This window comes from Fulvivirga imtechensis AK7 (genome assembly GCF_000331535.1).
Taxonomy (GTDB): domain Bacteria; phylum Bacteroidota; class Bacteroidia; order Cytophagales; family Cyclobacteriaceae; genus Fulvivirga; species Fulvivirga imtechensis.
On sequence record NZ_AMZN01000004.1, the window covers coordinates 20,251 to 41,705 of the forward strand.

Consider the following 21,455-nt stretch of genomic DNA (forward strand, 5'->3'; position numbering starts at 1 on the left):
GTTCTACTATATCGAACTCACGTTAATTATTTTAATACTTGAGCCTTTGGCTCTTCAGCTTCTGAGAATTCAAAATTTGCATTTCATTGCGAACAAAGTGCCGTAATCTACTCTGGGTTTAGAAGAGATGCTTTACAAGGTTCGCAATGAACAAATATTTTTGGACGGTTCCTTGTTTTAATCCAAAGCTGATTCCAGGTCAGCAATAAGATCTTCGGCATCCTCAACGCCTACGCTAAGCCTGATCAGCGAGTCGAGCAAACCAACTTTTATTCTTTCTTCTTTTGGAATGCTTGCATGAGTCATCGTGGCCGGGTGATTAACAAGTGATTCAACGCCACCGAGAGATTCTGCCAGAGAGAAGAATTTAAAACGCTCCATGATCCTAAAGGCTTCTTCCTGGCTATCTCCTTTAAGAGTAAAGGAGATCATACCTCCAAAATCACGCATTTGTTGTTTTGCAATGTCGTGGTTGGGGTGATTTTCGAGGCCCGGCCAGTATAACTTATCAACTTTCGGGTGTGTTTTCAGATACTCAGCTATTTTTCTGCCATTTTCAGAATGCCTTTGCATACGCAGGTGCAAGGTCTTTATTCCCCTAAGCACCAGAAAGCAATCCTGTGGACCCGGAGTTGCTCCGCTACTATTCTGCAGGAACGCCAGATCATCATTAAGCTTTTTGTCCTTAACAATAAGCGCTCCCATTACCACGTCAGAGTGTCCTCCAAGATATTTTGTAACGGAGTGCATGACAATATCTGCGCCCATGTCTAAAGGATTTTGCAGATACGGGGTAGCGAAAGTGTTGTCCACCGCCAGCATTACCTGATGTTTCCTGGCAATTTGAGCTGCCGCTTTAATATCAATAATATTCATCATAGGGTTGGTAGGCGTTTCCAACCAGATCAATTTTGTATTTTTATTGATGTGCTGCTCTATATCAATAGCTTTTTCCATGCTGACGAAATGAAACTTGATGCCATATTTGGCAAATACCTTGGTGAACAATCTATAAGTGCCACCATACAGGTCATTAGCAGCAATTACTTCATCGCCGGGGTTTAATAGCTTTATCACAGCGTCAATAGCTGCCAACCCTGATGAAAAACACAAGCCATGGGAGCCATTTTCAAGAGCGGCGAGGCTTTTTTGCAAAGCATCGCGCGTTGGGTTTTGCGTTCTGGAATATTCATAGCCCTTATGTGCTCCAGGGGAAGCCTGCACGTAAGTAGATGTTTGATATACTGGTGTCATAATGGCACCGGTAGATGGATCCGGCTCTACACCGGCATGTATGGCTTTAGTTCCAAATTTCATATTTAAAGCAATATTTAGGTTTCTAATCTCTGAATTTTGCTAAAATAGAGGATAAATAGGACTTCAAATGTCCGTTGGGGATAAAATTTACAAATGAATGGTGAGGTTGAAGATCTTACCTGTTCTTCCAGTAGGTTTGGATGTTGTCTTTCCAGTTGGACTTGTCATTCAGGTACAATACAGTATTGATTAACATTTTATCAGCGGCTGATGAGTGGTCAAGCCCCTCCAGGGTTTCTCTAATGATATTATAAAATGATGATCTGAATTCGTCCCCTTCTTTACCGGCCAGCATACGGAGTTCGGATATAATATCTTCCTTTGTGGCAGCCTTTTTTTCTTCCTTAGGCTCTGGGGCAACCGGTTGGATATTTTTTTCTTCTTTCTGAGTGCCTACTTTTTTCGGATTTACCAAAGAAGAAGCCTCTTGTTTTAGAAAGGCATCCAGGTCTTTTAACGGATTTTTTCTTTTCGCCATTTTACACTTCTTTAATTATTGCTTTTGCTATATCAAGATACTCTTTTTCTGCCAGAATAGTACTGAAGTTTACAAATAGGTTCTTTTGTGGTACAGCTACATTCAATAGGTGTGCATCCAGATTACTCATCGCTTCTTCGATGGTCCGGTGTTTCGTAAGGCTGTGTATACGGTTGGGAAGAATGAGTATTTTTAGTTTCCTGTTCAATTCTCTGGCAGGGGTGAGGTCTGTTACAGTCTGGTAGGTTACCAGTAAATCATTTTGGGTCAGGCTGGTGGGTACTATTACTGCATTACTTACCAGGCATAGTTTCTTAATCCCCTCATCGGTGGGTTTCCCGGCACTGTCTACCACTATATAGTCGTACTTAGAGCGAGACCTTATCTGTTCTATCTCATCCGCAATCCTGCTGTCTTCAGAGCCCATGATCTCAAATAATGAGTTTTCCTTAGCTCCAGCCTGAAATACCTCCATTTTTCTAAGGGTATTCAAAGTGTAATTCGTATCGGTTTCTACCAGGGCTACTTTATGGCCTAGATTATTGAGCATGGTAGCAAGGTTGATTGCATTGGTCGTTTTCCCCGTGCCACCCTTTCTGCTGATGAATGATATTATTTTAGTCATTAGCTAAAAATATAAAGAGGCACAATTAAAAACAAGTAAACAGGTTTTTATGCATGCCGAATAGTACTCCTTATAGAAGGAAAGTTTGTATATTCATGGTTCAACTTGCGTATTATGAAAATAATAAAATATGTCTTCATTACACTGGTCATGCTGTTGTTGGTTTCCAGTGCGTTTCTTTTCTTCTACACCAGGCATTTAACTCCGAAATATAGTGGGGAGGCTGACCTGCCGGGCCTTACTCAAACTGCAGAAGTGCTCTTTGACAGCTATGGTACACCTCATATTTTTGCTGAAAGTGACGAAGATGCTTTCCGGGCTCTGGGCTATGTACACGCCCAGGACCGGCTCTGGCAGATGGAGCTAATGAGGCGTATCGCCCCGGGGCGTTTGTCAGAGCTTTTTGGGAGCGATCTGGTTGAAACAGATGTTTTCTTCCGAACACTGGGCATTCATGAATATTCGAAAAGCTCTGTTGAAGCGTTGAAGAAAAGAGGGGGTAAAATGCTGGTATTGGCGGAGGCTTATCTGCAGGGAGTTAATCAATTTCAAAAAGATGGGCCAACTCCCATAGAATGCACTATGTTGGGTGTGGAGGACGAACCATTTACCCTCGAAGATATATACAATATAACGGGATATATGTCTTTCAGCTTTGCCAATGCATTCAAAACCGAACCTGCAGTGAGCGCTTTTGCGGCTATGGGTTACGACTATTTGAAAGTATTTGATCTTGATACGACCCGTTCAGAGAGAATTAAAAGTTATACCACAGATTCCAATCATGTGGCTATTGCCAATCAGGTAAATGAAGTATTTAATAAGCTTCCACTGGCTCCCTTTATTGGCAGTAATAGTTGGGTTATTGCCCCTCAGAAGTCGTCTACCGGTCGTGTTATATTGTGCAACGACCCACATATTGGCTATTCTCAACCAGCCGTCTGGTATGAGGCACATCTTTCTTCTCCCGGACTAAATTATGTTGGCTATCATGTGGCGGGGGTACCTTTCGCCTTTCTGGTACACAGTGAGTATGTAGCCAATGGATTAACGATGTTTGAAAATGATGATGTAGATTTTTACAGAGAGCAAGTTAATGAGCAAAATCCGGATCAATACTGGGCTGTTGATCATTGGGAGGCTTTTGATAAGCGCCGGGAGGTGATTAAAGTTAAGGACTCTGCCGATGTGGAGATTGAGGTGCGGCTAACCCGGCATGGTCCGGTGATCAATGAAGCGATTAAGGGATTGGCAGAAACAGAAGCGCCAATATCCGTATGGTGGGTTTACTTCAAGTTTCCGAACTATATTTTAGATGCTGCTCATGAAATGGCTGTTGCTAAAAACATGGAGGATATGCGAAAAGCCGCTGAAAAAATTCATGCTCCTGGCCTCAATTTGATGTATGGTGATAATGATGGAAATGTTGCCTGGTGGGCAGTTGGTAAGCTTGTGAAACGGCCTTCGCATGTAAACTCAAAATTGATACTTGACGGGGCCAGCGGAGCCGATGATCCGCAGGGCTATTATGAATTTAACGAAAACCCTCAGGCTGTAAACCCGCCATGGGGCTATGTGTATAGTGCCAACAATCAGCCCGTAATGAATATTGAAGACAGCACCGTCCTTTATCCTGGCTATTACCTTCCGGGTAACAGAGCCGAGCGCATTGTGAAAGTACTTGAGGCTCAAGAGAAATTTTCAAAAGATGACCTGAAGAACCTTTTTCTGGACAGTAAATCGATCAGTGCTATTGAGATGCAAAAGAGTTTAATGTCACTTGTCGAAATCAATGCACTTAATGAAGGAGAACGTACAGCGTTAGAGCAGTTTAATAGTTGGGATGGAATGCATGAAGAAGATACATATGGCGCTGCCATTTACTACACCTGGGTATATTTTATCTATGAAATAGCGATGATCGATGATCTGAAGGAGCGTTTTGGAGAAAAGGGGAGTGATATTTTTAAGGCATTCATGTCAGCTCATTTGATGAAACGAAGTATTCCCACTTTTATATCAGCCGCGGATTCTCCATGGTGGGATGACGTGGCAACGGAAACAACAGAAGGACGGCCTGAAATGGTTACAGCAGCATTTAAGGAAACTGTTAGGTATCTTTCTGACCGCTTTGGCGAAGACCAGGAAAATTGGAAGTGGACAAATGTTCACACCCTGGAACACCCGCATCCATTGGGAGCGGTGGATATGCTGAAACCGCTTTTTAATGTTGGCCCTTTTGCCATTACAGGTTCAGATATGGTAGTGAATAATCAGGGTTTCCCTTTTAGTAAAGACAAGCTGTTCAATGTCAGCTTTGGTCCCTCCACCAGGAGGATTATCGACTTTAGTGATATTAACAATAGTGAGAGTATTTTGCCAACTGGCCAATCGGGGGTGCCATTTAGTGATCATTATGATGATCAGTCTGAAATGTATATCAAAGGAGGGTGGAGGCCGGTGTATTTGTCGAGAACGAAAATAGAGGAGAATGCTACTTTGTTAACCTTAAAACCGACCAATTAATATGAAAAAAGTATATTACCTATCTACATGTGATACCTGTAAGAGAATAATAAATGAACTGGAACTTGGTGAAGAGTTTGAATACCAGGATATAAAGAAGGATAAAATCACTGAAAGCCAGTTGGAGCAGATGAAGGAAATGGAAGGGTCGTATGAGGACCTGTTTAGCAGGGTGGCTAGAAAGTACAAAGAACTGGGATTAAAAGATAAACAGCTAACAGAGGCTGACTACAAACGCTATGTCCTTGAGGAATATACTTTTCTGAAAAGACCGGTCATTATTATTGAAGATAGGATCTTTATAGGCAATTCCAAAAAGACAGTAGAGAGGATAAAGACCTGCTTAGCAGGAAATATTGTTTGATCAACTGTATTATTTACAAAAAAGAGGACGTCTCAAAAGTCTCCTTCTGACGTCATCCTGAACTTTGATTCAGGATCCCCTGATTAGCTTCTGCGCATTTTTTAGGGGATTCCAAATCAAGTTTGGAATGACGATTGACTTTTGAGATGTCCTCTTTTATAATAGATATAAAAATTACAAGCTTCGATCCAAATCAAATTTTTCAAGGTAATCAGCCACACGCCTTACTACCATACCGCCCAGCGAACCATCAACTACTCTGTGGTCGTAGCTATGTGATAAGAACATTTTATGCCTGATACCGATCGTGTCGCCCTGAGGCGTTTCTATAACGGCAGGCTTCTTCACTATCGCTCCAAGGGCAAGGATACCCACTTGTGGCTGCATAATGATTGGTGTACCCATCACATTGCCAAATGAGCCCACGTTAGACACTGTAAACGTACCTCCTGATAGTTCGTCAGGGGTAAGTTTGTTTTCACGTGCTCTTTTTGCCAGGTCATTCACCTTTTTAGCCAGGCCGGTCAGGTTATATTGATCAGCATTTCTGATCACGGGTACAATAAGATTACCACTTGGTAAAGCCACAGCCATACCGATATTGATATCTTTTTTCTTAATGATCCTGTCACCATCTACCTGTACATTGATCATCGGGTAGTCTTTGATAGCTTTTACCACCGCCTCAACGAAGATCGGAGTGAAGGTCAGGTTATCGCCCTCTCTCTGTTTGAATTCATTTTTCTTTCTGTTTCTCCAAAAGACGATATTAGTAACATCAGCCTCTACAAAGGAAGTAACGTGCGGAGAGATCCTTTTGGAGTCTACCATACGTTCAGAGATCATCTTACGCATGCGGTCCATCTCTATAATCTCATCGCCTGCGCTAATGGAGACATTAACCTTCTGAACAGGTCTTTCCTGGACAGGAGTTGACACTTGCTGAGTAGCTTGGGGTGGAGCTTGAGGTGCAGGCTGCGATCCTCGTGTTTCAAGGTAAGATAATATATCTTTTTTTGTCACCCTTCCTTCTTTGCCGGAGCCCGGTACAGTCTCAAGCTCCGCCATCGGAATACCTTCCTCTTTTGCTATATTTTTAACCAGGGGAGAGTAGAACCTTCCTGATACAGGCTCTTCAAGTTTTACCACACCATTTGAAGCATGGGCAGAGGTGCCTACAGCTTCAGCCATTGCAGGTTGTTTTTCAGCTACTTTTTCCTCTTTTGCCGGCTGTCCTGAAGATGAGGTGTCTTCACCATCAGTAGCAATGATAGCAATGGGTTTTCCTACCTCAACTACGTCACCATCTTTGGCTAATATTTCTTTAAGTACACCTGCATGGGTTGAAGGTACCTCGGTATCTACCTTGTCCGTAGCTACTTCCAGTACAGATTCGTCCTGTTCAATGGGATCACCTTCTTTTTTAAGCCATGAAAGCACTGTGGCTTCCATAATACTCTCGCCCATTTTGGGCATTATTAGTTCTACTAGTGCCATTTATTTTTGATAGTTCTACTTTTTCCTCCTTTAAAATCACCCGCAAATTTAGCATTTTACTCCTTTATCTCAATCGATTTCGGTAAAGTTATCCGTATTAGGTTCAATAATGCTATTGCAGTAGCTTCTATGTTGATCCTCCGGTCTTTCCATAACTGCAGTTTACGCGTAATTGTTTGCTCTCTGTCAGCGTATGCTATCCATACAGTGCCAACGGGCTTTTCAGGGGTGCCTCCGGATGGACCTGCGACACCACTCGTGGCTACACCAATATCGGCATTGAATTGCTCCCTTACCCGGTTGGCCATTTCATAAACCGTTTCTTCACTTACAGCCCCATGCGCTTTTAAGGTATCTTCCTTGACCCCGAGATTATGGATCTTCACGTCATTGTGGTACGGTATTATCGAGCCTCGGTAGTACTCGGAGCTGCCTGCAACACTGGTGATCAGGTGCGATACATACCCACCGGTACAGCTTTCAGCCAGGGCAATGGTTTTTCCGTATTTCACCAACATGCTGCCTACTGCTCCCTCGATGCGGTCATTGTCATAGCCATAGATGTATTTTTCGGCACAACTGAGAAGCTTGTCGATCTGTGATTGTACTTCACTTTTTAGTGCATCCAGGTCGTCACCTATGGCGGTTAATCGAAGCTTAACCTCACCCATGCTTGGCAGATACGCCAGTTTAATATGTTTTGGCAGGTTATCCTCCCACTCTTTGATCAACTCAGCCAGCCACGATTCGCCAATGCCAATTGTTTTGATGATCTTATGATAAATGACATCTGTCTGATAGGTTTGCTGTAATCGCGGGATCACCGTATCGGTCATCATTCGTTTCATCTCGTGAGGGACTCCGGGCATCGACACAAATACTTTTCCGTTTCTATGGATCCAAATGCCACAGGCCGTTCCCAATGGATTGCTGATCATGTCGCTACATTCAGGCAAAGCAGCCTGAAGGCGGTTCACCTCATTAAGCTCGCGACCTTTACTACTAAAAAATTCAGTAAGCTCCTTCAGTGCCTGCTCGTTCATGACAATGGGCGAATCAAAGTATTCCGAAAGGCAGGGTTTGGTAAGATCATCGTTAGTAGGCCCCAATCCACCGGTGATCAGAATGATATCCGCTCTTAATTCGGCTTCTCTGAAAGCTGTCAGAATATCTTCCCGCGAGTCGCTAACCGTAGTTTTTCTTATGGTTTTAATGCCTATGCTATCCAGTTCTGCACTCATCCACTGCGAATTAGTGTCTAGCAACTGTCCATAAAGAATTTCATCACCTATGGTCAGGATCTCAGCCTTTGTCTTGGTCATTGCGAAATATTTAAGGTGTAAATATCTGAAAGTATGGCAAAAACCGTATCTTGATCGGATAATATTTTGGCAACGATTTTGTTAGGATCACTCTGTAAAAGGATTAACTATGATGAAGAATTTGGCAATTGTATTTTTATCAGCAGCTCTCATTTTGGGAGCCTGTACCTCAACACAGATCAATCAGACTTTAGGAGGAATAAACGATGCACTGGGTAATGAGTCGCTCACTACGGAGCAGGTTGTAGCAGGATTGAAGGAGGCCTTGATCAAAGGAATAACCACGGGCTCGTCACAGGCTTCAAGGGTTGATGGTTATTTTAAAAATCCAAAGATCAAGATCCCATTTCCCCCTGACGTTCAGCGGGTGGAAGAGAAGCTCAGGCAAATAGGTATGGGCAATGAAGTAGATAAGTTTGTGATGACGCTTAACCGGGGGGCTGAAGATGCTGCCAAGGAAGCGAAACCGATCTTTGTCAACGCCATTAAGTCTATGACTATCCAGGACGCCTGGGGTATTTTAAAGGGTAATAACGATGCTGCAACACAATACCTCATCCGTACGACCTCCGGTCAGTTGAAGGCTAAGTTCAAACCTGTAATAAAGAACTCATTAGACAAGGTAAACGCAACCAAATACTATGGAGATATTGTGACTACCTACAATAAGGTGCCTTTTGTGGAAAAAGTGAATCCTGACCTGGATGACTATGCTACCGACAAAGCTATTGAAGGTTTATTTTACCTGGTAGCTCAGGAAGAAGCTAAGATCAGGAAAGATCCTTTGGCCCGTACTACTGACCTGCTGAAGAAAGTATTTGCAGCACAGGATTAGTTTTCTTTTTTCAAGGCAAATTTTGCAGGCATAGCTAGACCCGGTAACAGCTTCTTACTAGTCTGCCTGCTTAATGAGTTTTTTGAAATATACTGTGCCCTTATGAGAGAATTTAAGCGTATATGTACCGGAAGGAATATGCCGTATATCTATATAATCATTAGTTGCTGTAAGTGTTGTAATATGTCTACCATGGCCATCAAGCAGGTCAATGGTAGTGGCATCGTTGAAGTTGATCAGATGTAGCTTATCCCGGGCAGGGTTTGGATATATCTGGATCTCAACCCCACTATTTTGGCTTAGTCCTGTCACAGGCACCACCTCCAGTGTTTTTACAGATACATCCATGCACCCGGTTTCATTTTTTGCGATCAATTGGATCTCATATGAGCCGGTTTGGTTAATGAACAGGTCAGGAACAAATTCTGTACTTAGTGTATCACCATTGATGAGCCAAATGTACTCTGAGGCCGATTTACTTTCGTTTAATATTTTCAGACTATTGATCTTGCTTAGATCAATGCTGGATGGTGTAAGTGTAAACGTGGCCAAAATGTCGCTGACATTGACCTTGATTTCAGCCGGGGCGCTCTCGAGCAGGAGGTCTGCATTCGTAACAAATATACTTGTGTCATTCGTTACATTTTCAAGGGTTATACTTCTGCCCTTATACTGGAGATTTTGCAGGGCTGCATCGCTGTAAAAGTAGAAATACAATCCGTTATCCGGTTTTATATTGATCTTGTTTAGTGAGCACACTTCAATATTTGAAGACGAAGGGGCTCCGCTTATGGCCGGTGTGATCACTTGTTTCAGCGTATCAAAGCATCCTGTTGCATTTTCTGCTATCAGCGTCACTTCAAACTGGTCTTTGTCACTATAGTCGAACTCGAAGTCTGTATTTACAGTTTTCAACTGATTATCTATATACCAATAATAAAGTTGATAATTTTCACTTGTATTGGTGAACTGCAACAATGTTTTGCTGTTAAGGTCTGTTGTGTCTGGACTATACATAAAATTGGCCTTCAGATCGCTAACAAAAATGGCTACTGTTTTAGGGTCGCTGGCATAGGTAGAGTCAGTACTTATCACATAAAAAGTAGTATCATTTTTTATGGCTCCTGTTACGAACGAAGTGCCTGAGAAGATCTCATTGGCAAGAGCGGGGTCTGTATATACTTTCAGATTAGTAGCATTATCGGGATCCAGTGTAACACTTTCTCCTTTACAGATATTTTGATCGCTGAGATCAGGTTTAGTGCTTTGGCAGGCTACTACCAGTACTTTTGTGATGGTTTCCGTACAACCCATAGTGTTGGTGGCTGTTAGCTCTACATTGTAGCTGCCTGATTTTGTGAAATTCATGATAGGGTTTTGAACAGTGGCTGTGAAACCATTGTCAAAATCCCATTGCCACGAAACAGCCCCTGCGCTCTCGTCAGTGAAAGTCACGAGTGTTTTCCTGTCTTCATTTATAAGCAATGGATCGGGATTCATAGAAAAGCTGGCCATTACGGGATTAGGAGCTGCCTGCACCCTGTATACATCGCCATCGTAGGCGTTGTCTTTGTTCACGACATAATATGTCTGAGTTGTATTCACAGATGGAGTAATGTAGGATGTGCCGGTGGTTAGCAGATTGGTGAGCGCCAAATCGCTATAAAACTCATAAATATCACCTTGAGGAGGATCAATAGAGGCATTTGTGCCAGGGCAGGTGTAGGCGGTATACAACAATGGAGGGGTATTCAGGTATGCCAGATATTTACTTTGGGCGGATGCTACAGCAGCCTGGAGTTCAGATAGTGTGTTGCCCGCTACTACTGCAATCGCTACTTTTTGACTTTGGTTAACGGCTAACGCATTAACGTTAGCACCTAATACGTGTGATACATCGTTGCCATTGTTAGCATCTCCCGCGCTGGTTTGAGCCACACCTTGCGAGACGAGATTGTATTTCACTGCATCGTCCATCACAGGAGGGATGTCAGCGTTATTACCGTTAAAATTGCGATTATCTATGGCGAAATAGATAGGATCCTGGTCCGTTAGCAGAGCCAGGCCGGTATATAAAGTATCCGTTTCTGTATCCTTTACATACCCCAGCTTGTATGAATCGTCCCAGCCGGCTTTATTATAATCCTTGTTGTTGAGGTTCCAGTTGGCAAACACTGCAGTTTTGAGATTTTTAATAGAATCACTGCCACTGTTAATAATGCGATATTCCAATACTATAGCGTTGCTATTGTCAGGTCTTTTCCATGTTAGTGTCTTCTGTTCGATATTAATACCAATTATACCGGTATGATCAAAGAACGTATTTCTTATATCTATATCAGCTTCTGAATTGGTATAGAATTTAACATTTTGAGAGGCCTGATAATTTTTATCACGGGTATGAACGGAATTGCTAATAGGTGCATTGTCCGCGACAGTGGAGCTGCTCGTAGCATTGATAAGGCCAATGCCATCGAGTACTTTTGTTCCTTTCCATGTGATACCCACTCCCTCCACAGAACCGTCAAGATTGTATCCCAGGTTGCCATTGCTGCTAACTGTCATGGCGAGAGACTCATCCTCAATAGTAATATATCTGGGTGAACTCATAATGGTAAAATGCTGAAAATCGTCATAAGCACCGTCTTTAAAATCCACTCTGAATCTGAGCGTTTCGTCAGTATGAAGGTCGTCTGCTAACAGCACCTTCAGGGGAACGGAGGTATTGGATGTTTTTGCGAGCGTGCCTATAGCTCCTATGTTGACAACAGAATCTATGATTGTAACATAAGGAGAAGTAGAGGAAATGGTAGCTGTGGCTGAAGGTGATGTCGGAGCCAGATAATTTTTAAAGTCCATTGTGATTGAAAGTGTATCACCATAAAAAGCATACTCCCCTACGCCATTGGTATATGAAACATTTTCAACTCTTACCGCGGGAGAAGTTTCATCCGTTAATGCTTTGAGCATGTTGAGACGCCCTTTGCCCAATTGGCCGGGGAAAGATGCATTTCCCGGTAAATGGTAAATTTCATCAGCGGTAACCCGTATTTTTTCCATAATCTGCTGAGCTGTCAGATGAGGGTAGCGTGCCCAAAGTAAAGCTGCTGTACCTGATACCATTGGCGCTGAGAAGGAGGTGCCTGCCCCATTAAAGAGGTAGGAATTGCTATTGTCAGTAGTATAAACACCGGTGCCAGGGGCCATCAGGTCGATATGGTAGCTGTACGTGGCCCATGAAGCTTTCTGATCATTAAGAGCAGTAGCGCCAACGGAAAGCACATTGTCAAACGAGGCAGGGTAAAAATCGAGTGGCATATCAGTATTGCCTGCCGCAGCTACCACCACGGCATTCTTTTCCAAAACTGCATAGTTGATCACTTCCTGCCCGAAGTCGCTATACGATCCAATACTTCCCCACGACAGGTTGATAACTTTACAGCCAAGATCTGCCGCAAGAGCGATGGCTTCATAGCCTCTGCTGAACATGTTTGATCCACTTGCGAATACTTTGATGGGCAAGAATTTGCTTCTGAAACCAACACCGGCTATTCCCGTACCATTATTGGTAGATGCGGATGATATACCTGCCACCCGGGTGCCATGACTATCGGTGTCTGCTTCGGGTATATTGTCACCATTCGCTATATCCCATCCCGAATAATTGTCTACCAGTCCATCGTTGTCGTCATCCACTCCGTTAATGGGATCATTTACATTATAAAAAATATTGCCTTTAAGATCTTCATGATCGAGTTCTACGCCTGTATCTAATATGCCTATTACAATGGTGCTGTCACCTTTTTCAATATCCCATGCATCATAGGCGCTGATAATGCCTAAATACGTTTGCATACCTGCGGTGGCATCTGACTCGGGGTCGTTAGGCACATACAAAGGGCGATGATTGAAATATGGTTCGGCATAAACGACCTCTTCATATTGAAGTAGTTCATTAATGGAGTTGATTACATCCTCACCTTGATGTAGCGTTATTTTATAGATGTTGGTAAGCGGGTGAACGCCTGCAGAACGAGCATTGGAAGGAAGCTTTTCTATATAAGGTAGTGCAGCTTCGATATTAGAAGCGTTGATCTTATTTAGGAAAGAAGATGATTTTAAAGAAGAGCCACCTTTGGCATTGCTGCTTGCGGAAGGTTTTATCCTGACCACTATTACCTGAGGATCATAGCTGCCAGCCGGCATATGCTCAGGGAGTGTGTATTTTCGCTGCTGAGCAAAAGCTGTTGATGTAAGTAATAGAGATATAAGTAACAGTAAATATTGCTTCACGTGTTCTTACTAATTTTCAATTATTAATATACTTAATGACAGAAACGTAAACTAAAAAAAATCTCTTTCGGTTCTTTTGTCCTGATTTAAAAAATAGCCTTAGATGCCTTATCTTCGTGTACAACTAATAAAAAATGCAGTTAACCATGAGCTTATTCGAAAAACATAAAAATATTCTCAACAAAGCTATCAATGCCTTACATGAAAGAACTTTTTTTGCTGCTTACCCAGAACACCCATCTCCTACAATATACGGAGAATCTGCGGATGAAGATGGTCGAAAGAAGTTTCAATCTTCCGTAGGTAAGAAATTTGATGAATTAAAACAATCCGGAGCAGCCGGTTGGGTGGGGGTAGAAGAGTCGCCCTACATGCAGGAGCCTTTAAATATTCAATATCCATCTGTATCTGCAGATACGTTAATTGAAAATGCCAAAAAAGCTTTTCACCAATGGAGGAAAACAGATGTTCAGGACAGAGCGGGTATACTGGTGGAATCTCTGGAGCGTGTTAAGGCCAGGTTTTTTGAAGTGGCATATGCAACGATGCACACCACGGGGCAGGGGTATATGATGGCTTTTCAGGCTTCCGGACCCCATGCAGCAGACAGGGCTTTGGAAGCTATAGCGGCAGGTTATGAAGAGTTAAGCAGGTTTCCTCAAGGTGTAATATGGGATAAGCCCATGGGTAAATATAATATCAAGCTGGACAAAGAGTGGAGGGCTGTTCCGAAAGGTATCGGCCTGGTTATCGGATGTTCTACATTCCCTACCTGGAACTCTGTACCCGGTATTTATGCCAGTCTGATCACAGGAAACCCTGTAATAGTAAAACCTCACCCAGGAGCAGTGCTTCCCATTGCCATATTCATTGCTGAGATACAAAATGTGCTTTCCGACAACGGACTGGATCCTAATATTTGCCAGTTGGCCGTGGATACATATGACAAAATGATCTCGAAGGAGCTGGCTGAGCATCCCGATGTAAAGATCATTGACTTTACAGGTAACTCTGAATTTGGAAGCTACCTGGAACGCCTGGAAGGCAAAGCAGTATTCACTGAAAAAACAGGTGTAAATTCGGTAATTCTGGATGCCGTAGATGACGTGGATAAGGTAGCCGCTAACCTGGCTTTTTCAGTGACATTGTATTCAGGGCAGATGTGTACTGCTCCTCAGAACTTTTATATTCCTGAGAATGGTATTAACACCCCCAACGGCCGTGTTAGCTTTGATGAATTTGCTCAAAAGCTGGTAGATAACATCAATGGATTAGTGGACAACCCTAAAGCCGGACCTTTCGTGCTCGGAACCATCCAAAATAAAAACACCTGTAGCAGAGTGGACAAAGCCAAAGAGATAGGCGGCAAAGTATGGTTGGAATCCCGAAGTATCGAAAATCCGATGTTTAAAAATGCAAGGATATCAACACCCGTTATCATTGAAGTAGATGCTACGGACAAGGAGAAGTTTAGTAAAGAACTCTTCGGTCCGATTGCGCTGCTGATCAAGACGAAAGATACAAATGCTTCGATTGCCCTGGCTAAGGAAATGGCCCTGAAGTACGGAGCGATATCGTGTGGTGCATATACTACTGACCCTGGAGTAAAGGAGAAAATTGCAGATGAGATGGCCCTGGCAGCAACACCTGTTTCCTTCAACCTTGTTGGCGGGATCTATATGAATCAAAATGCCGGGTTTAGCGATTTTCATGTTACAGGCGGTAACCCTGCCGGTAATGCTTCATTCACCAATCCGGAATATGTGATCAAGAGATTCACCTGGGTAGGTCACCGAGAACCTGCAAAGGTATAACCCGATCAAGGAAACGCTTGAAAGGTAGCCGTCTCAAAAAAGAGCACCGTCCATCATCATTTCACATGGTAGTCAATTCGAGGGGAAGGTTTGGTTTTGAGACGGCTTTTACTTCATACATACTCAAGCCAACTGGCATTAAATCTGTGTTTTACCTATGAAACAAACGGGAAGCATAATGAAGTTTAGAAACACCATAGTGATAGGAGCCATATCGCTGTTTTTAATTTTGGGATCATGCAGTAAAAGAAATCAGGTATTTATGGAAAAGGGAGAATACATTATTTTCGGCCACTTTTATGGCTTCTGTCAGGGAGAGCACTGTATCGAGATCTTCAAGTTGACGGGTGATCAACTTTATGAAGACAGGAATGATACCTACCCTTCCAGCGAGTCACCATATAATGGAGATTTTGAGGCTATGGCTCAGGAAAAATACCAAAAGGTGAGGTCTCTGGCCAACAAAGTGCCTCGGGAATTACTCAATAATACAGAACATTTAATTGGCGCCCCCGATGCTGCTGATGGAGGAGGTATTTATTTTGAATATGCCATGGGCGGCAAAAGGCACTATTGGTTAATTGATCAGATGGATGATAACATACCGGAGTACCTTCGTCCATTTAAGGAGGAGATCAATAAGGCAATAGAAAAAATTAGCGATACTCCTGCGATCAACAATAAACTACCGGGAATGGATGAGGGGGATTGATTTGATTTTTATCAAAAATTATCTATGTTTGGGCTCAGGTTGTAAGGGCAGCCTGTTCCCACAAAAGATGAATTCACCCTTTGTTAAATAAATTGAAGTTGTTAAGTTAATTTCTGCCAATAAGTGGGGTTTGGCGATAAGGAAATTAATATGAGCAACCTAACACCTATCCGGCTGAATGAACTAAAGCTTCAGGCCAATTTTCTTCTCAAAGATCTTAAAAGTAACTCAGAAAGGGCCGAAGCTGCAACTTCCCGTTTTAGTAAGCTACCGTATTTTGCCCATGTACTCTCAGATAAGAGTTCACTGCCAGTATCGCAGGTCAGGCTTAAACATGCTTATGAAGTGATTGCCCTGGAAAATGACTTCCCCAACTGGAGCTCTCTCAGGCAATATGTGGTGGAAAAAGATTGTCTTTACAGGGGTTCTCTGGTCGCCTTCGTACATTCCTGGTTTCAAAATTATGCAGAAGCTGAGGCATATCTCAATAAAAACGGGGGGTATTTGCTGGCATTCTGGAATGACTTCATTATCTGCGGCCCCGAATATGTAAAGGGTTTGGGACTGCATTCCTATCAGTCTTATTGGGAACGCATACATTACAACTGGATAAAGCCGGCTGACCTTCAGGCATGGGAACTCCTGCGCTCCCGTGCAAAAGAGATCTATGTAAACCAATAAATTATTATACTAAACTTTAATTGAAAATGAAAAATCAAATCGGACGCATAGTGATCCTGGTAGAGGATTATAATGCCGCGCTTGAATTTTATCAAAAGAACTTTGGATTTAAAAAGCTGCATGATGTAACAACGGATGTCGGACAGCGATTTCTACATATAGGCACAGATAAAATGGATGCTTTGGGTATCTGGTTTTTGAGGCCCGGGAGACAGGCGCAAAAATCGAGAGTAGGTGACCAGACGACAGGACATCCTGTAATGGTTATTTACACTACCGATATCAATCAGTTGTATCATCAACTAAAAGCCAATGATGTCAAAATAAAGGTGGAGTTGGTGATGACTCCTGAATACAAATTTTTTCATTGCCTGGACCTCTACGGTAATGAAATTGTGGTGGTGGAACTGCCCTCATAACTATTTTGGTGTTTGTAAGAAAACTTTAAGTGGCTTTAAGAAAACGTTCCCGCCAAAGGGCGGGACGAAGCCTAAAAAGCGGATCGTACTGAGGTACGAGAGCATTTTTGGAACGAGCGTAACGAGGATATTGACGTTTTCTCAGAGACACTATTTAACGTGAGTTAGACATAGTAGAACCGATTAGATTAAAGATATGTAGATCAGTCATTTCTGTCTGTCCCGAATTTGCTTCGAACTTGTCGCGGGGGAAGCATGAAGAATCTTATTAAGCTCAATGGCACTATTCAGAGGGAGGTCCTTCCTCCAGTATCATTGATAAGTTTACGTAACTAGTTGATAATGAGATTGTTTTCTTCTGATGTTCAGATTGCAATTTTGTGTCGATTTTGATTTTTCTAATAACCAACGGGCAAATCCATTGTTAAATACCAGGGGGCAGACAAGGTTTTTTGAGCACGGCCGGTAGTTGTTCCGCCTCTGGTGTTGACTATGGGCAGGTTTTAAAATTAAGACGAAGACAATGAGCATATTGCAGTGCGGGGTGCCGAAATCGGGCAATTTTTGGTTGTATAAAATTATACAGCAGATTCTGACAAGGAAGGCACGTGATACAATGAGCTATATACAGCAACACCCCATATACCCCATAGCAAGTACATGGCAACTTAATTTTCCCGACCAGGCGAAAATAGATGTGCTTGAGGTTACAGACCTGCAGTATAGCTATCGTATCAGTAGCATTTTCAGGATGCCCATTGAAGATATTGACAGTTACGTAGGCCAGTCACCACATGTATGGACTCACTCGCCTGTTTGTGCAAGAACTCCCCAATTGCTTCCGCTTTTTGATAAAAAGGTATATATAATACGTGATCCCCGTGATAGAGCGTTGTCGGCAGCCAGATACTATTGCTCTGATTATATGCTCAAATATTTCCCTCAGGAGGAAAAAGATCCGGGGAGGTTTCTGGATAAAAATTTTGAATATCTCATGCATGAATGGGTGTGGCACGTATTTGACTACCTCAGACTGACTAAGGCATTTGACATACACGTTACTTTTTTTGAGGGCCTTCTGCTTGACTTTCAGGTGGAGTTGGAGCGTCTGCTGAATTATTTAGAAACACCACTTAGCGATCAGCAGAAGAGCCAACTTGAAGAAGCGGTGAGTTTTAAAATCTTGAAGCGTAAAAACCCTAAACATCTTAAAAAAGGACAGGCCGGTTACTGGATGGACCAACTTTCCGATGAGCACTTTGAAAAAGCTGAAATAATAGCAGGGCCACTTATGCGTTTTTTGGGATACCCTTCTGAAAGGGATGGTGATATGCATTTTTCTCATGAAATGGAGTTGTATGCACTAAATGACCTGAAACAGGAGATACTGCGTTCTCAGAAGCAGTTATATGCCAGTATTCACTACCAAACCCCCAACTGACGTCCTATGGCTTTGATCTGGCCAATGTGATAGGCATTGTGCTGCAATATCGCCACTGCTGCCCAGTAGATTGATTTGCCATTCTTTTGTGGTCCAAATAGATGTGTATTTCTATTTTTTACTATGGCAATTACTTCGTTTAAGTTTTGTTCGAAGCTGTCTATCGCGTCATTCCATGCTCCTTCATTTGCTGGCACAGGGTTGTCGGGCCAGTAAGGATCAGGCCACACATTGTGATGGTTTTGGGGGTCATTCATAAAACGTAGAAGGATGAGCTGTCGCCATCGCATATGCTCCAGCAGTGACCAGGTAGAGAAGGGCAACCCATCGAGCATATAGTCAGTTTTGTTATAGTGGAATTCACGGAGAAGGATCACTACCGGGGCAAAACCACCTTTGAGCAGTTCCGCTAAATGATCTCTGGTTGCTTCCATATCACTTTCTAATTGCTGTATATCAAATGCCATAAGGTTAGTATGTTAATAATTTAGCATGAGTTCGATATGGTAGAACCGATTAAAGGTGTGCAAACCGAAGTCATTTCGGAAGAATGAAGAATCTTATTCAGTTCAAGGTACATTAGCAACTTAGGAAAGTCCTTCTCCCCGAAGGCTTTAAGCTTTCGGGATAGGGTGACCGCCTATTTTTAACCATTTAATCCATTTAATATCGAACTCACTTTACTTTAAAAACCCGCATTTATCTTGAAATGTTTTGCAGAAAGTTTATTGAAAACAACTAATTTGGGGGCTAACGTATCATTGAAGATTCTGTCAGACATTAATATTTGAAAAATATGGACTGGATTGAGATTGTCGGTCATCTGGGGGCATTGCTCAGCAGTATTACTTTTATTCCTCAGGTGTATAAAGTTTATAAGTCAAAAAGTGTGGGAGATTTGAGCCTCTATATGATGCTCATTGTTTTTAGCAGCACACTGGTGTGGCTGGTATATGGTATAGCACTTACACTTTGGCCGGTTATTTTGGCAAATGGCTTTATTTGCTTCCTTAGTACGCTGTTGATCTATTTTAAATTTGCCTTTGCTAAAAGGACGATACCTGTTGTACCTGTTGATGAAAATTTAAACTGAAAAGTCAATGTATCTTGCTTCAGAACGACTGGTTTACAGTAAGTTTAGAGAATCGGAATATGCTATTTATGCCAGTTGGTACACGAATGCTGCCGTAATGAAGCATATCACTGGAAAAGCCCTGACAGAGCAGGAGGCCCGGGAGAGATTTGGTAAGGCTATGGCGACTAACCAGGAGCACCCTGATATGGGATTTTTTGCGGCCAGGTTAAAAGCAACGAATCAATTTATCGGCATAGCCAAGCTGGCGTACTACCAATCGGAATATATTGAGGTAGGTTATGGATTTTTGCCTGAGTATTGGGGGAAGGGGTTTGCCACTGAAATGCTAACATTTTTGGTTGATTATTCTCGTCATCTGCCGGGTGGAAGAGATTTGATAGCTATTGTAGACCCCAAAAATACAGGCTCCAAAAAAGTATTGACAAACCAAGGCTTTGTCTTGTACGATTCAAAACCCGAAGATGGAAGACCGACAGAATACTATAAGTTAAGTTGGGTTCGATATAGTGGTACCGATTAAAGGTATGCATATCAGAAAAACAGACCAAAAACCCTCTTTTTTAAGGTCATTCTGAAGAATGAAGAATCTTACTAAGTTCAAGGGTACTATCAATAACTTAGGATCCTTCCTTTCTTACCAATGACAAGTTTTGCAATGCATTGATAATCAACGCTTTGCTAAGTTGTGGATTTTGTGCAATTTTTGGTTTTCATCGCTTAAGTCTTACTTTTTTGTTCCCGAAGAGCTATAAAGCTTTCGAGATAACAAAAAAAGTCAAGGCTGTGAGCAAATGGCTAAATTTCAATGCCTGCGATGACAAATCACAAACTCGCCCCGTGAAAAAAAGGGGCTCAAACAGTGTGATTTATAAAGTGTACGTGTGGCATTGAAATTCTTAACGCCATTTCCTCAAGGCCGTTCAGGTAACTGTCATTATCTAAAAAATCAACTGAAAGTTGTTGGATGCCTCCCCGAGGCAAGTTAGGCAAGTTCGGGACAGGCAGGATGACCGCCTATTTTCAGGCATTTTATATCGAACTCACGTTAGGTTAATTACGACTAGACAGGGTCTGTAAGCAAACTCCAATGTCTGTGTTACGCTTGTCTCAATACTCCGCTTTTTGACACTTCGCGCCTTTGTGCCATAGCACTTCGGTGCGCAGGCACAAAAACCCTTGCTCTGCCAAAGCGGCTACGCGAGGGTAGTTTAACCTTGACGTTTTTCTTAAGGCACTCGGGGTATTCTTATAAGCCATTGAATAGAAGTATTAAAAAAACCAGAGTTTAATCGCAAGAGCAATAACCATCACCACCAGAAATCTCTTGATCCATTTGTCACCTTTTTTAACAGACCAGCGGCTGGCTATCCAGGCTCCTGCTGAATTGCCTATGGCCAAAGTAAGACCGTACTTCCAGTTGATAACGCCTTCAAGAATAAATACACCTAGAGAAGACAAGGTGTAAATAAATACCACCAGAACTTTTGCACTGTTAGTTTTTACCAGGGTAAAACGGTTAATGCCTGTTAGAGCAGCCATGATAATGAAGCCAACGCCGGCCTGAATAAATCCACCATAGATGCCTACAAAAAAGAAGGCAATGATACCTGCGATCACCGACCTCCTGTCCATCCGCTCATCCTCTATGTGGCCCGACCTTTTTTTTCCGAAAACCATGGCAAAGACCACCAGTACCATTATTACAGCAATAATCCTGTTAAACAAGTCATCATCAAGGTTGACGGATATCTTGGCCCCGATGATAGCCCCAAAAAAGGCTGAGATACCGAGGTAAAGGCTGTAGGGATAAGCTGACACACCTTTGGACCTGAAGCCAAGGACTCCAAAAATATTCTGAGAGAAAATGGCTACACGGTTTGTTGCATTGGCTACGGCAGGAGGCAAACCCATAAAAATAAGTACCGGTAAGCTGAGCAAAGAGCCGCCTCCGGCTACGGTGTTTGCAAATCCGGCTACAAGACCGGTGGCTATCAATAGGAGAAAATCAGTGATGTCCATGTCATTGATGATAAAT

18 protein-coding genes are annotated in these 21,455 nt (G+C 42.6%); 10 read left to right on the forward strand and 8 right to left on the reverse strand.

What is annotated here, in order from left to right; genetic code table 11:
• Positions 1-177: 177 nt before the first annotated feature.
• The 3 genes from C900_RS01395 to C900_RS01405 form a co-directional block, all read right to left on the reverse strand.
• A complete protein-coding gene (locus C900_RS01395; RefSeq protein ID WP_009577752.1) occupies positions 178-1,317 on the reverse strand; it encodes a cystathionine gamma-synthase in 1,140 nt (379 codons plus the stop codon).
• A gap of 115 nt (positions 1,318-1,432) precedes the next feature.
• A complete protein-coding gene (locus tag C900_RS01400; protein WP_009577753.1) occupies positions 1,433-1,795 on the reverse strand; it encodes a hypothetical protein in 363 nt (120 codons plus the stop codon).
• Position 1,796: 1 nt separating this feature from the next.
• Complete coding sequence (locus C900_RS01405; RefSeq protein ID WP_009577754.1) at positions 1,797-2,420, reverse strand: ParA family protein; 624 nt, start codon at positions 2,418-2,420, stop codon at positions 1,797-1,799.
• Between the two features lie 114 nt (positions 2,421-2,534).
• Between C900_RS01405 and C900_RS01410 the strand changes: the two genes are divergently transcribed.
• On the forward strand, positions 2,535-4,946 hold the full coding sequence (locus tag C900_RS01410; RefSeq protein ID WP_009577755.1) for a penicillin acylase family protein: 2,412 nt from the start codon (positions 2,535-2,537) through the stop codon (positions 4,944-4,946).
• A gap of 1 nt (position 4,947) precedes the next feature.
• Positions 4,948-5,310, forward strand: a complete 363-nt coding sequence (locus tag C900_RS01415) for an arsenate reductase family protein (protein ID WP_009577756.1) — start codon at positions 4,948-4,950, stop codon at positions 5,308-5,310.
• 174 nt (positions 5,311-5,484) lie between these two features.
• Here the strand turns inward: C900_RS01415 and C900_RS01420 are convergent, their stop codons facing one another.
• Both C900_RS01420 and C900_RS01425 read right to left on the reverse strand, forming a co-directional pair.
• A complete protein-coding gene (locus C900_RS01420; RefSeq protein WP_009577757.1) occupies positions 5,485-6,807 on the reverse strand; it encodes a dihydrolipoamide acetyltransferase family protein in 1,323 nt (440 codons plus the stop codon).
• Between the two features lie 56 nt (positions 6,808-6,863).
• A complete protein-coding gene (locus C900_RS01425; RefSeq protein ID WP_009577758.1) occupies positions 6,864-8,129 on the reverse strand; it encodes a competence/damage-inducible protein A in 1,266 nt (421 codons plus the stop codon).
• 112 nt (positions 8,130-8,241) lie between these two features.
• Between C900_RS01425 and C900_RS01430 the strand changes: the two genes are divergently transcribed.
• On the forward strand, positions 8,242-8,964 hold the full coding sequence (locus C900_RS01430; protein ID WP_009577759.1) for a DUF4197 domain-containing protein: 723 nt from the start codon (positions 8,242-8,244) through the stop codon (positions 8,962-8,964).
• A gap of 57 nt (positions 8,965-9,021) precedes the next feature.
• Here the strand turns inward: C900_RS01430 and C900_RS01435 are convergent, their stop codons facing one another.
• On the reverse strand, positions 9,022-13,257 hold the full coding sequence (locus C900_RS01435) for a S8 family serine peptidase (protein WP_009577760.1): 4,236 nt from the start codon (positions 13,255-13,257) through the stop codon (positions 9,022-9,024).
• 146 nt (positions 13,258-13,403) lie between these two features.
• On the opposite strand from C900_RS01435, the gene paaN reads away from it, so the two are divergent.
• The 5 genes from paaN to C900_RS01460 all read left to right on the forward strand — a co-directional run bounded on the left by paaN (position 13,404) and on the right by C900_RS01460 (position 18,324).
• Complete coding sequence (gene paaN, locus C900_RS01440) at positions 13,404-15,071, forward strand: phenylacetic acid degradation protein PaaN (RefSeq protein WP_009577761.1); 1,668 nt, start codon at positions 13,404-13,406, stop codon at positions 15,069-15,071.
• A 178-nt stretch (positions 15,072-15,249) separates the two neighbouring features.
• Positions 15,250-15,783, forward strand: coding sequence for a hypothetical protein (locus C900_RS01445; RefSeq protein WP_009577762.1), 534 nt, complete (start codon positions 15,250-15,252; stop codon positions 15,781-15,783).
• 150 nt (positions 15,784-15,933) lie between these two features.
• Complete coding sequence (locus C900_RS01450) at positions 15,934-16,464, forward strand: hypothetical protein (protein ID WP_157493843.1); 531 nt, start codon at positions 15,934-15,936, stop codon at positions 16,462-16,464.
• 26 nt (positions 16,465-16,490) lie between these two features.
• On the forward strand, positions 16,491-16,883 hold the full coding sequence (locus tag C900_RS01455) for a VOC family protein (RefSeq protein WP_040495192.1): 393 nt from the start codon (positions 16,491-16,493) through the stop codon (positions 16,881-16,883).
• A gap of 523 nt (positions 16,884-17,406) precedes the next feature.
• Positions 17,407-18,324, forward strand: coding sequence for a sulfotransferase domain-containing protein (locus tag C900_RS01460; RefSeq protein WP_040495194.1), 918 nt, complete (start codon positions 17,407-17,409; stop codon positions 18,322-18,324).
• Here the strand turns inward: C900_RS01460 and C900_RS01465 are convergent.
• On the reverse strand, positions 18,306-18,791 hold the full coding sequence (locus C900_RS01465) for a DinB family protein (protein ID WP_009577766.1): 486 nt from the start codon (positions 18,789-18,791) through the stop codon (positions 18,306-18,308). The genes C900_RS01460 and C900_RS01465 overlap by 19 nt on opposite strands.
• A gap of 329 nt (positions 18,792-19,120) precedes the next feature.
• On the opposite strand from C900_RS01465, the gene C900_RS01470 reads away from it, so the two are divergent.
• Both C900_RS01470 and C900_RS01475 read left to right on the forward strand, forming a co-directional pair.
• The gene (locus tag C900_RS01470) at positions 19,121-19,417 is read left to right on the forward strand and encodes a SemiSWEET family sugar transporter (protein WP_051052749.1); all 297 of its coding nucleotides are present in this window, start codon (positions 19,121-19,123) and stop codon (positions 19,415-19,417) included.
• A gap of 7 nt (positions 19,418-19,424) precedes the next feature.
• Entirely contained in the window at positions 19,425-19,940 is a 516-nt protein-coding gene (locus tag C900_RS01475; RefSeq protein ID WP_009577768.1) for a GNAT family N-acetyltransferase, read from the forward strand.
• Positions 19,941-20,689: 749 nt separating this feature from the next.
• Here C900_RS01475 and C900_RS01480 read toward each other — a convergent pair.
• A complete protein-coding gene (locus C900_RS01480) occupies positions 20,690-21,439 on the reverse strand; it encodes a sulfite exporter TauE/SafE family protein (protein WP_009577769.1) in 750 nt (249 codons plus the stop codon).
• Positions 21,440-21,455 lie beyond the last annotated feature (16 nt).